This window comes from Bdellovibrionales bacterium, assembly GCA_016714165.1.
Classification (GTDB): domain Bacteria; phylum Bdellovibrionota; class Bdellovibrionia; order Bdellovibrionales; family UBA1609; genus JADJVA01.
In genome coordinates, this window is sequence record JADJNU010000001.1 from 41585 (window position 1) to 54146 (window position 12562).

The window sequence follows — 12562 nt, forward strand, 5'->3', positions numbered from 1 at the left end:
TATTTGAGTTGCCGATTTATCTTGGGGTTCTTTCTATTGCACTTCCTTGCAGCCTCAATAGCTCGTGCGGAAAGATGGATTTTGGTCAATCCATCGATTCAAAGGATTCAAAATCAAAAAGTCTTCGTTCGTCATCAGCTGAGAATTGGTTCCACTCAATTTGTGGTAATTGAATCTGATCATATCAGCTCTTTGGCCTTTGATTCCTCCTCATTGGCTCGACAATTTGGAGCCGAAAGCGTTCAGCCGGACTTTCCAATTGGGTGGGCAAGTTGGTTGCGTTCTTCTTCAAAAATTCCTTCTTCTGAGATCGAATCGGATATTTCGGAGAAGGCCTGGCACTTGAAGAAATTATCTTTCACCACTTTGCCATCTGAGAAATCGGGTAGAGGAGTCACCGTCGCTGTGATTGATACGGGGGTTGATTACACACATCGCCAGTTATCAACGCAAATGTGGGTCAACAAAGCGGAGATACCCTCCAATCGCATTGATGACGATCACAATGGGTTTGTCGACGACGTTTATGGCTATGACTTTGTGAGTGGTGATCCTGATCCAATGGATTCTCATTCGCATGGAACACATGTTGCGGGTCTTGTCGCCGCTCTTCCCTTTGGAGTCGGAGCAGGAATTGCCCCTGAAGCAAAAATCATGGCAGTGCGAGTGCTCGATAACAGCTTGTCTTCAACTTTCTTATCTGATGCCGCTCAAGGAATAATTTACGCCGTCGACAATGGAGCTCAAATTCTGTCGAGTTCGTGGAGGGTTTATAAGAGCTGGAATGGATATGAACCTTCAGAAGAAAACTTGCTTATCTTGCGCAAAGCCATCGAGTATGCAGAAGCCCGCGGGGTGATATTTGTGACTGCAGCGGGAAATGAGGCTTTGAATCTAGAGGACCAAGAAAATAAAATATACCCAGCTGGCTTTTTGGGTCTCGAGAACATGGTCGTCGTGACCTCCTCCGACAAAAATGACCATCTCTCTCTCTTTTCCAATTATGGAACCAAAAGTGTTGACGTGGTAGCTCCTGGAAGTAATGTGCTGTCGACCGTTCCGGGTGACAGGTGGCGGCAGATGAGCGGAACTTCCATGGCCGCTCCTCTCGTTGCGGGGATTCTCGCGCGGGGTTTGAGTGGTGGATGTGACCCCTTTCGACTGATCGATCGACTTTTTGAGACTGCCAAACTGCGGGATTCATTTTCAAATAAGGTCATGTCAGGATTTATCAACCCAGTTGATTTATTGAATGATTAGGTGAAAGGCCTTCGAATCCGAGCTTCGGCTATCTCTTAAAAATCTTATGACCCATAAAAACCTCCATGAACTCCTCCGAACTCTGAATTGTCAGTCCAGAGAAATCAACATTAGCAACTTTTAGGTCACGCAATTTGACTCCGGAAATTCGAGTGCCAAGAAAACGACAATTGCGAAATCGAGAATTTGAAAAATCGACGTCTTCCCAGACAGAATCGGCCATGTTTACAGAATAAAATTGTGCGGACCCGATTCTCACCCTGTTCCATTCAACATCTCTCAATGAAAAATCACTCATTCGGGTGTTTTCGATAATGGAAGCATCTCGAATAGAGAATCTTTCAATATGGCTTCCCTCGACTCGGGTGGTGAGAATAAAACTTCCATCAAGGAGATAAATCTGGTTGAGGTGACTTCCGTTAAATGTGACTTCTTGAAGTGAACTTTGTCCTTTGAGCTCAAGATCGTTGAGAGTACTGCTGTTGAGTGAATTCTTAATCATACGCGAATGACGGAGAGAAACATTCAAAACCTGGGAAGCTTTAAGATGGTTGCCAACAAAGCGGCTGTGCTGAAGGTCCAATCCCATTAGGCAAGACACGCGTGCATCATTGTTTTCAAATTGACTATCATGAACGAGCGGCGGCGCAAACTGTGACATGGTGATTGCGTTGCCATTTTCATCTTTAAACCCAAAACGCAGTTTCTGAATTTCAATTTCCTTCCGAACGCTTGCAATCACGCGGTCTTTAAAATCTCTGACTCGGTGAGAAAACTGAATCATGTTCCGATTTCCTTTATTGCTCCTTTCTCTCTCGGACTTTAGACAGAGGCAAGAAAAACCATTCTAAAAGTAAAAAGGGGGTCAGCCTGCCATTCTACTGACTGATGAGCTCAATGGTACAAAAAGATCTTTCTCCACTGCCGGTATCGCTGTCTATTACGCGAGAAGTCGGGCCATCATGCGATACCTCAAACCAGGCATACTGTCCGGCCGTCATTCTCACTGTGGTGCTCCCATCTAAAACCGGGAAGTAGGCGACTGTGCCAGCGCCACCCCAGCGAGAGGCAATCATCGTGCTTTTAACTCCATTGTTCCACAGGAATTCAAGGTAAGCTCCCTCGGAGTTTAGCATGCTGGAAAGAAATTCAATCTTTACCGAAACGCGATAGTAGCCAGTGACAGGGGCAGTAAAATGCCAGGCACCTCCTGTAATGACCAAGCTTCCCGTGTCATAATCCATAGTATTAAAATTAACACGAGGAGCTGATGCTGTCGGAACATTTTGGTCGGTCGTTAGCATGTAGCGGGCTCCGATAAATGTCGTTCTTGTATCGACGTAGCTCTTTGTTGCAGCGTCTTGGGCTGCCGTGGGATTGGCCACGTTGATAACTTTATTGGATCCGACGTCAAGATCACTTGCAACGACACGCAGTTTGTTGACCTCAACAGTGCCGTCTGAATCGTAGATTCTCATGCGAATACCGTTTTGGGTTGAGACGTAGTAGTTGTTTGAATCATTTACGTAGATTCGATTATTGGGCCCACTGCCGGAACTGCGAAAATTAAGGCCAGAGGTGCTGGCTGTCGATTGCATGATGAGGGCATCGGTGCTGTTCGAATAGATTTTGAGTGGAGAGGAGGGATCGGGAGTTCCTCCGACGCCAAGCTTGCCATTAACGGTCAAATTATCGGCAAAACGAGCGGGCCCGACGACATCGAGCGGAAAGCTAGGTGCAGAGGTGCCAATTCCAACGTTTCCTGAGGTTCGAGAAACGTTTCCTGACGACGATTCCCACAAATCATTGCTCGGAGACCACTGTATTCCATCGTACTTCAAAACTTGATTTGCCATCGGAGCAGTGGCCGACACAATCTGGCCCCGTAGCTTTGCGACTATAGGACCTGGAAAGGATCCTGACAAGTCACCTGAAGCAGGTCCGGAAGTGGTGTCGTAGTCAGCCACGCAGGACCAGGAATAGACGGGTCCTAAACTCATCTGAAGTTTTTGGGCGGTGCCACAATTGGGAATCGATGAGTTTTGCAACCATTGAGAACTCGAGCTCCCAAAATCTGCTTCAACAGAGGTTCCGTTAAAATGAAGGCCCGTGCCCAAATTGAGTCCCACGGTGGTCGTATTTGATGTCACGGCACTTGAAAGCGGAAGATTAAAAACAAAATTTTTCGTGCTCAAGCTCTCAGCAGCGGTTCCGTTCCATGCTCTGACTGCACTCAGATCCGAGTTATACCAGGTCGTTCCTTGGTTGGACACGCTGAGCGAGCCGATGAGCGTCGTTTCCTGGGAGTTATTCATGGTCCCAAGCTGGAACTTTCCTACTGGACTGATCTTAATAGAAGGCGTGTTAACCACCGAGGCTCCGCCGAGATCGAGCTGGCCCATACCGTTCATCTGCAAAACCTGGTTTGGACCAGTGCCCACATTGACGTTGATGGTTCCTGAAGTCGTAATAGTGCCAGCGACTAGTCCTGTTCCAGCCGTGATCGATGTGACGGTGCCACCTGCGGGCACCGTATAGGCTTCCCACCTATTGTTGCTCGTGCTCCAACGAATTGACTGTCCATCTGTCGGTGTGGGAGCAGAAAAATTCTGACCTCCCAACTTGCCATCACTGTAACTTTTATTTACAGCTTCATCGCCGGAAATTGGTGTTGCTAACTGTGAGAGGCGTTGATTGTTCATGGTCATCGTGCTGGTGGGATTCCAATTGGATCCGTCGCTCTTGGTATAGAGGGCCGAAGTTCCGTCAGCAAGTTGGTTAAGGGCCGTTGCACGACTTGAAAGGCCTTCAAGATTTGTCTGAGAAACTGAACCCAGCACTTGAATGAGCTCGCTGGGAGAGATTCCCTGAATTGTCTGGGCAACAAAGGCCGAGGGGACAGAAGAAAGTACGTAGTCAGGTGTGATTTGTTGTTCGCCACTGACTCCGTCATTGACATAGACGCGCAGATGCCTGGCAGCTCCCGAGGTGGGAGTGTATCCTGAAACGCAAGGTGATGCGGCAGGAATTCCAGTTGAAACCATATTGCTAAAAATCGTGCTCATTGCGTTGCCAGGGTCGGAACCGCTGCGCTTTGCATCGCCGAGAGTGGATCCAATATTCAGTGAAAATCGTCCGATATTTTCTGGATCGATACTCGATAAATCTACGTTCATTTGAGTTTCTTCATAAAGCATGCAAGTGGACGATGGGTCCCAGATTTGAAATCGAAATGATGCAGAATTGCTATTGTTAGGCGTTCCGGAGGAAGTAAAAAGACGACCATCTAGAGTGAATGTTAATTCGACATCACCCGCCTTTGCTTTTAGTCCGACAGAGAACGAAGTCATTATCAGAACCAACGAAGACAGAATGATAGAAAATCGACTGCCTGCTTTCACCGAATCATTCCCCCAGAAACGTACCAAATAATGGGATCAACCACTGAGCCTCGCCAATAATCACAACCGCGAGCGCCCACACAGCTTATCGGCTAGACTTTGGTTGAGTTAAAGTGGCCCTCCCAGATTTCATAAATGTGTGCCAAAACATTGGAGCAATGGGTTTTATTGAGATTTTGCAAAAACTTGCCCCAGGTTGAGCTGGTGTATCACCGCACTGTGCTGCCTTCGATTCGATAGTTAGGGCTGGACGAGGGCTGGGTGTTTCCAAAACTGATACGAGCATCAAGCTTGTAGTTGCCTGAAGAGGTGGAGCCTGAACCGGAGGATACATTTCCCAAAGGAGCCTTGCCCGAATCTACAGGTCTGTAGAGGACATTGACTGTACTGGCACCACTGGGGCCAATTTTCGTGGAGGAGCGAAGGCCGATCTGAAAAGTTAGTGGCTGGGTCAATTGGCCCCAAAATCCGAGCTGAGTGAGTCCCTTGAGGTTGATGGAAAAGGAGTGGCTTGATTTTTCACAATTTAACGAAGGAGGTGCCACCGAAAACTCTGAGGCTCCCGCCCATTGACTCAGATCTTTAAATTGCACCTCGATGTCCTGCACTCGTTGGTCACACTCACCCGACAAGACAATGGTTTGAGTAGGCGAAGTCAAAGTGATCGTTGTCGTCGACTTTCCTGAGAAAGTGGGATTGGGTATTCTATTTGATCCCAACTCTGAAAATTCAGGAACCCCACCTTCGCATCCGAGGAGAAAGAGAATGAAAAATCCAAAATGGAGACAAATTCGTATTTGTTTCACTTAATGCGCATCGGCAGAAGTGAGTGAATTTTAAAGCCTGTCGCTTTTTGATTTCTTGGCGCCTATGTTGAATTGTTGGAGTTGGTGTGAATTGGGATGAGTTGATTTTAGTTGGTTCATCTTGACTCGACTCATCTTGAACCGACTCATTTCTCTCAAGAATATGAAGTCCTTGAAGCCTGAAGTAAAATGGGAGAAGGCGTTCAATGAATGGCAAATGCAAGTGTCCACTCAAAATTTCTTTTTTCGAAATCCATCCTGTCGCTTCGAACTCTCTTGGCGCTATTCGAATTTTCCTTCTTAATAAGACGCTAAAGAACGTGGTTGATAATAGTGAAACCAGTGAGGAGCTAATTCCGAAAGAAGGGCGGTGAAAGACGAGACTGTATCCCTTTTCTAAAGCGATCAGATGAGACTTTAATTCTTTCATCGAGAAACTCTTTGTGATTCCTGGAAAGACAATCACTTCATGAAGTGCATGTTTGACTCCGTAGCGCAGGCACGAGGAGAGAGAATCAAAGGGGTGGGAAGAGGTAGCAGGAGATGAGACAGAAAACGCTTTCACATAGGAATAATTTTGTGCAAGCCCAATCGTGATCATTTTTGAATGATCAGTTGAGCCGTAGTCAACATATATGATTTCAAATGAAATTTCTGAATTTTCCAATTCACGGGTGATTTCGGCAAAATTTGCCAAAAGAAGACTTTCGCTATTTTTAACTGGAATGATAAGGGAAATAGCAGGGAGTTTGGACGTAAAATCGGGCCTTGGAGAAAGCAAAGGTTCAAGTGATTGAGCTGAAATTCTATGAGACTTTTCCTTCGAAGGCATGAGGATATCCCAAAGACAAAGGATAGCATGAGGCGGGATCGCAACCAACCGGATGAGTCGAAATCAAGACCATTCAAAGGAGAAGTTGCTTGATCACCAGAGACTTTCGTCTCACGAATTTTGCCATGCGCAAAACGGAAGACAATTTAAGTCGGGTCAGTATTTTCGTCGAGAAATGCAAATGGGGTTGTGTTCAACGAGAAAAATTTGTCATAATGAAGAGTCTTGTGAATAAAATGATTGGGGTGGATATTGTTTTTTCCTGAGAATTGAGTGCTGCATCCACGGATGGGAGGATGTGTGGCCAACAAAGTCTATGTGGGAAATCTTTCATATGATTTAACTGATGATGCTTTGCGAGCTATCTTTGTAGCCTGTGGAGAGATTCTCGAATTAAAAATTGTCAAAGATTTTTATACTGGAAAAGCGAGGGGATTTGGTTTCGTGACATTTGGAAAACCTGAGGCCGTTGAAAAGGCTGTCGCCCTTGATGGCACGATGATCGGGGGTCGCAGTCTCCGCGTCAGTGTCGCCCAGGACCGCGGTCGAAGTAGCTCTTTTTTTCATGGCCGAGGGGTGTCGGTTTGAGTCGAGAATTTTTTTTGCTCATGGTCTGGCCGTTAGCGATGGGAATTGATACCTTACGATTACGGAAAAGTTGTCTCAGCAGTTGAGTCTGAAAGACTAAAGGTATATCCTCTGCCACCCAAACTGTGATTTATTGGACAGAAGTTGTTCTCTCACTTTTATTGAGAATGGGAGATGGGAGAGCGAGAAAGGCAAACCATGAGCAAAAAGAACACTGGAAAAATGACAGCTTCAAAAAGAGCGACAGATCTAAAAGGGTCTGCTGGAAAACGAAGGAGTGAGGGAGGAAAACTTAAAAGGAAGGAATCTCCAAAAAGCAAAAGATCTTTTGCTTCTTCCAAATCCAAGGGTTCTGATCTTTGTCGTCAAATTATTTGGGCCGTTGATCCTTTTAAGGCAAGTGGGCCGAGTTGGTCGAAGCTAACTTCCATTGTAAAGGCACTGTCCTTAGAGGGAAAGACCCCTGTTCAACCAGTTTACGTATTGAGTCCAAGCAATTTTAATTTCACGGGAGAGTTTTCCGGACCTTGGGTGTCTGTGTTTGAGCCAAAAGTAAGAGAGGCATTCACCAGGGTCCTTTCTGGTCTCGGTATTCCGTCCTTACTTGAGCCTGAGATTATTTTGAATAAAGAGAGTTCAATGGCTTCCAATGTGAGCAAGCTTTTGAAATTTGTTGAAAGGAGTCAGGCAGAAATTTTGGTCATGAACAGTCACGCGCGCACAGGATTGGCCCGGCTTTTTCTGGGGTCTTTTGCGGAGACTGCTCTCATGGCGACGAAAGTGCCACTTATTTTGGTTAATCCCGAGACCAAGTCAGTGACTCAGTTTAAAAAGGTACTCTTTCCCACGGATTTTTCTGCGTCTAATAAGAAGGCCTTTAAGAAAGTTTTGGTGTTTTGCAAAAAATACGGTGCACAACTGATCATTTATCATAAGCTCCCGGATCCTATTGAGCCAATGGTTCAAACGGGAGTTTACATGGCGGGAGGGGGTTGGGTTTCCGTGCAACAGTATATCGATTTGGAATCTGCTGCGAGGGAGAAGGATAGCCAGGGTTTAGTTACTGAAGCCGCTAAGGCGGGGGTGGTTGCTCAATTTTTTATTGAAGAAAAGCCTGGTTTTATCACTGATTCAATCAATCAATACATTTCTCAAAACGGTGTTGATTTGGTTTCAGTAGGTTCAAAATCGGGGCCAGTTTCGTCTGTTTTGGTGGGTAGCATCGCAAGACAATTGGTTCGAGAAGCCAGCTGCCCGGTTTGGGTTGTTCACGTTTAAGAAGAGTGGTTGTGGTTATGTCGAGAAAGCTGCGTGTTCAGTTTTTAGGTGGTGCAGGCACTGTCACTGGAAGTCGCACTTTGGTTCACTATGACAAGTTTCGAATTCTCGTGGACTGCGGGCTCTATCAAGGGCCTAAAGAGATTCGGCAACTCAATTGGGACATTTTTCCTGGGGCAAAAAATCTCGATGCAGTTGTTTTGACTCATGCTCACATCGATCATTCTGGGTACTTACCCAAGCTGGTCAAAGAGGGCTTTGCGGGCCCTGTCTACTCCACTCGTTCAACAAAGGACTTGTGCGAAATCATGCTATTGGACGCGGCTCATCTCCAAGAGGAAGATGCGAGATACGCCAATCGAAGCCGTCATTCCAAACATGATCCGGCCCTCCCACTTTACACAACCGATGATGCTGTCAGGGTGCTGAGGCACTTTCAGCCTCTGAGTTTTGACGATTGGCATGAGATGGTTCCGGGCTTGAGTCTGCGTTTTTTGAGAGCCGGGCATATTTTGGGTTCGTCTATTATTCAATTTGCATACGAAGGAGATCACGGTTCGCGCCTGATCAGCTTTTCTGGAGATCTAGGCAATGGGCGTTCTCATATTATTAAGCCTCCCGTCGCTCTGACCGAAACAGATTATTTGGTGCTCGAGTCGACCTACGGAGATCGAGTTCAGCCGAGAGAGGATCATGTTGATTTGCTTGGCAAAATAATCAAGAAGGTGTTGGGACGAGGAGGGACTCTGGTCGTTCCCGCTTTTACTGTTGGTAGAACCCAAGAGCTGCTTTACATCATTCGTGAATTGGAGAGCCAAAAAATCATACAAAAAACACCTGTTTACGTTGATAGTCCCATGGCACTGGATGCGACTCAGGTGTACATGAATCATCCGGAAGAGCTGCGGCTTGCATTTATCGATGGACAATTGCAAACGCCTCTTTGCACGACCTCCTATGAAGCTGTGAGATCCTCTGACGAGTCCATGTTGTTGTGTATGGATACTTCTCCAAAAGTTGTTATATCGGCGGCTGGAATGCTGACGGGGGGAAGAATTCTTCATCACCTTAAAGCAAAACTGCCAGATCCGAAGAGTGCCGTTCTATTTGTAGGGTACCAAGCTGAAGGAACAAAGGGCTTGCTGCTAAAACAAGGTTTGACTAATGTTCGGATTCACCACCAGTTGGTGACCGTCGAAGCTGAAATCATATCGGTAGATAGTTTTTCCGCTCATGCAGATTCCGATGATATTATGGATTGGCTCAAGAATCTTAAATGTCCTCCACGAGGTGTGTTTTTGAATCATGGAGAACCAAATGCCTTGCGATCACTCCGGTATCGAATCATTCATGAGTTGGGCTGGAAAGTTGTGATTCCTCAGTTGAATGACGAGTTTCTGATCAATGGTCAGAAGAAAAATCTTGATCTGGAGAGGCAATGAAAATAGTTCTCACGGGAGGTCCTTCAGGCGGAAAGACCACGATGGCTTTGTCTATTACAAAATCATTTTCTCGTCGAGTGACAATGATTCCCGAAGCTGCAAGTATTTTGTTTAGCGGCGGATTTTCGAGGCGTAGTTTTCCCGAAGCGATTAAGCTTCAGCAAAAGGCAATTTATGCGGTTCAGGTCGCCCATGAAGGAATTTTCGAGATAGAAAATGTGAAGCAGAACTTATTGATTTGCGACCGCGGCACATTGGATGGATTGGCTTATTGGCCAGAGATGCAGGAAGATGGATTTTTTAGGGCCGTTGAATCGACATTGGAGCAAGAATTGAATCGTTATGACTGGGTTATCCACTTAGATACGGCCGGGGCTGAGTCCTATGACAAGGATAACGTCGTTCGCATCGAAAATCACAAAGAGGCCGACTTAATTAATCAGAAGATAAAAAAGTGTTGGGCCGGGCATCCTCGTCGTTTTATTATTCCGAGCACCGAATCTTTCTTTAAGAAGGTGTCGGCTGTGATTTCCATTGTGGAATGTATTCTCTCCAATCAGGACTATGATTCAATCTGTAAAAGTCTCCCGATTGATGTTCGTAATGGTGTTTTTAGAAGCTAATTTCACAGAACGGCTTTCTAAGAAAATCTCATTGTGTCCGTGATTCTTTTTTTCGAAGCCAAGCCATAATTGGCCAGTGATCGCTGACCCCTGACGGAGAGGCCTCAGAAAAACGCGCCGGTGTGAGCCAGCGGCTGACTTGGTATTTGTTTTGATTTGGAATATAAATGGACTTTGGATCGACGTACCATTTGGCTGAGCCCGCTAGTGACATCTCTTTGTGAAAAAGGAGGGCATCTAAAAAGGACCATGATTTAGCCGGAGCAAAATAGTTTGTTCCCCGGCAATCCTGACATCCAATAAGATGAGAGATTTGCCATTGAGGAGCCAGTCGGAGTCGAAATTGGCCGATCTTCTTTTCCTCCTCTGATGAAATATTGAAATCACCTCCCGCCACAGTCATACGATCGCTGGGCAATTTGCTTTTCAGGCGAATGAGGTGGTCGATTGCCTGCTCTCTCCAATAAAAGGGATTATGAGGGGAGGGAAAGTGGACACCGAATACGGTAAGTATCTCGCTATCAGGGAGGATGAGATTGACCTGTAAGATCCCCCGGCTTCGGGCCATCCATGTCTGGTCCTCAACACTGTTTGCTTTAAACGGAATGACATGTAGCTTTGCAGGTTCTGAAGAATTTTCTGGTAGGCGAGATAAGAGCCCAATATCGATTCCGCGCTTGTCAGGTCCCTCGATCAGGATCAGCGTTTGATAGTTAGATTTTTTTAGGTATTGATCGCGCAGCATTTGGAGCACTCGAATGTTCTCGACCTCTTCGAGAAGAAGAATATCAGGTCCAAGGCCTCCGTTGACCTGCAAAATCACCTGTGCCAAACGCTCGAGCTTTCTCTGGAGAACTGACTCTGACCAATCCATTTTCAAACAAGTGTCCATATGACGTGCATTTGACTCTTTGCAATTGCTTCGATGTTCACTTGTCTGCTTCTTTGAAAGGGGAAGATAGTCGAAATCCTCTCGATCTGTATCGTGCTGAGTATCGAAAAGGTTCTCCACGTTGTAGGCCATAAAACTGAGGACGTTCTCGTGCTGAGAATCCTGTGACTGATGATGCACCGTCGTGCAGCCCAAGAGGGCCTGCAAAAGCAGCATTAATGTCAATCTCGATTTGAGTTTTGGAATTAAGAGCACATTCATGTTTCTCACTTTTCACTCCAGCGCGGCTGCGTTGAATTCTCGAAGTCCATTAGGCCTTATGGGACATCCAATTTCAATCAATTTGCCTTGCAAGGCAAATCTATCCGTGGGAGAAATCGATTCGCAGGCATTTTGATTACGATAAGTGTCACCAGAACCATTTCTCGGGGGATTAGTCTTGAAATATTGGGGTCGAAGAGGTCGATATTTCCTCTTTGTTCTTGCGATACACGGTTTTCTTGGAGTGGGTCATAGTCAAGAACTGCCGAGTTCTGCCGATTCACGATTGGCGACGGAGGAGGTTCCAGAGGCAACTCAGGATTTGGCGCTTCCACCTCAACGACGAACTCTCATTCCTATTACCGAACAAGATACGATGAGTCGAAAGAAGTCGCCGTTTTCTTACAGTTATTTTAATTGGGCAACTGTCAACTCGAGAGATTACCGGAATGGGGACGGGCAGTTTTCATTTTATAATTTTGTCGGTGTAGACTACCGGCTCAATTACGAGAGCAAAATTTCTTTCCGGCCCGTATTTTTTCTCTCCAGCGCGGGAAGGAATTTTTTTGGTGAGGATGTCGGTTCTGAAATTGCAATAGGTGATCCCTACTTTCAATACTCTCATTATGATATCGCCTTGCTTCCTGGCGATATTGGTCTCTTTGGTGCATTCAGATTGTATGTCCCTCTCAGTGATGCCTCAAAGGTGAACAAACAATTGACTCGTACCGAAGGTCGATTTGTTTTTACGACTCCAGTTGGGAGAGGGATTGAGCTGTCTTATCATTTTCATCCGGGATATTACTTTTACGCACGTCGCGGGACAACAAATCATTTTGGTTTTGCAAAAGGAAACAAGCAGGCTGAGCTTGAGCATTTTTTAGAGTTGAGTGAAAGACTGACAACTGAATTGGGATTTAGCCAGCGAGTGGGATTGACCCACCAGTGGATTTATGATGTTCCGTCAATGGATTTAGCGTCCAAGCGGGATGAGTTTCTAAATCTGAGTTTTATGGTGAGCTACAGTGTGAGTTCAATCAATTTTCTCGCGGGCATCATCAATGATATAAAATTGAGAGAATTTAAGACTCCCTCAGCAAAGCTTCGGCAGAAACCATTGGCTTTATTTCGGGAGGAGGAACTTCAGTATTCACTGATGACTTATGTGAGGTTTTAGTT

General features: G+C 45.9%; 11 protein-coding genes. 6 read left to right on the top strand and 5 right to left on the bottom strand.

The window, feature by feature from the left end:
* Window positions 1-3 precede the first annotated feature (3 nt).
* The gene (locus IPJ71_00205; GenBank protein MBK7842106.1) at window positions 4-1260 is read left to right on the top strand and encodes a S8 family serine peptidase; all 1257 of its coding nucleotides are present in this window, start codon (window positions 4-6) and stop codon (window positions 1258-1260) included.
* Between the two features lie 28 nt (window positions 1261-1288).
* On the opposite strand, the gene IPJ71_00210 is transcribed toward IPJ71_00205, so the two are convergent.
* The 4 genes from IPJ71_00210 to IPJ71_00225 all read right to left on the bottom strand — a co-directional run bounded on the left by IPJ71_00210 (window position 1289) and on the right by IPJ71_00225 (window position 6299).
* A complete protein-coding gene (locus IPJ71_00210) occupies window positions 1289-2044 on the bottom strand; it encodes a pentapeptide repeat-containing protein (protein ID MBK7842107.1) in 756 nt (251 codons plus the stop codon).
* Window positions 2045-2138: 94 nt separating this feature from the next.
* A complete protein-coding gene (locus IPJ71_00215) occupies window positions 2139-4661 on the bottom strand; it encodes a hypothetical protein (protein ID MBK7842108.1) in 2523 nt (840 codons plus the stop codon).
* A gap of 209 nt (window positions 4662-4870) precedes the next feature.
* Window positions 4871-5467 carry a hypothetical protein gene (locus IPJ71_00220; GenBank protein MBK7842109.1) on the bottom strand — a complete coding sequence of 199 codons (597 nt, stop codon included), beginning with the start codon at window positions 5465-5467 and terminating at the stop codon, window positions 4871-4873.
* Window positions 5391-6299 (bottom strand): hypothetical protein, encoded by a 909-nt coding sequence (locus tag IPJ71_00225; protein MBK7842110.1) that lies wholly within the window; start codon window positions 6297-6299, stop codon window positions 5391-5393. Before IPJ71_00225 ends, IPJ71_00220 begins: the two co-directional genes overlap by 77 nt.
* A 300-nt stretch (window positions 6300-6599) precedes the next feature.
* Here IPJ71_00225 and IPJ71_00230 point away from each other — a divergent pair, with 300 nt between their 5' ends.
* The 4 genes from IPJ71_00230 to IPJ71_00245 all read left to right on the top strand — a co-directional run bounded on the left by IPJ71_00230 (window position 6600) and on the right by IPJ71_00245 (window position 10230).
* Window positions 6600-6887 carry an RNA-binding protein gene (locus tag IPJ71_00230; GenBank protein MBK7842111.1) on the top strand — a complete coding sequence of 96 codons (288 nt, stop codon included), beginning with the start codon at window positions 6600-6602 and terminating at the stop codon, window positions 6885-6887.
* Window positions 6888-7085: 198 nt separating this feature from the next.
* Window positions 7086-8165, top strand: a complete 1080-nt coding sequence (locus tag IPJ71_00235; GenBank protein ID MBK7842112.1) for a universal stress protein — start codon at window positions 7086-7088, stop codon at window positions 8163-8165.
* 29 nt (window positions 8166-8194) lie between these two features.
* Window positions 8195-9607: an MBL fold metallo-hydrolase gene (locus IPJ71_00240; protein ID MBK7842113.1), complete on the top strand. Its 1413-nt coding sequence runs from the start codon at window positions 8195-8197 to the stop codon at window positions 9605-9607.
* Window positions 9604-10230, top strand: coding sequence for an ATP-binding protein (locus IPJ71_00245; GenBank protein ID MBK7842114.1), 627 nt, complete (start codon window positions 9604-9606; stop codon window positions 10228-10230). The genes IPJ71_00240 and IPJ71_00245 overlap by 4 nt, the downstream gene beginning before the upstream one ends.
* Window positions 10231-10258: 28 nt before the next feature.
* On the opposite strand, the gene IPJ71_00250 is transcribed toward IPJ71_00245, so the two are convergent.
* The gene (locus IPJ71_00250; GenBank protein MBK7842115.1) at window positions 10259-11392 is read right to left on the bottom strand and encodes a hypothetical protein; all 1134 of its coding nucleotides are present in this window, start codon (window positions 11390-11392) and stop codon (window positions 10259-10261) included.
* 169 nt (window positions 11393-11561) lie between these two features.
* Here IPJ71_00250 and IPJ71_00255 point away from each other — a divergent pair, with 169 nt between their 5' ends.
* Complete coding sequence (locus IPJ71_00255) at window positions 11562-12560, top strand: hypothetical protein (GenBank protein ID MBK7842116.1); 999 nt, start codon at window positions 11562-11564, stop codon at window positions 12558-12560.
* Window positions 12561-12562 lie beyond the last annotated feature (2 nt).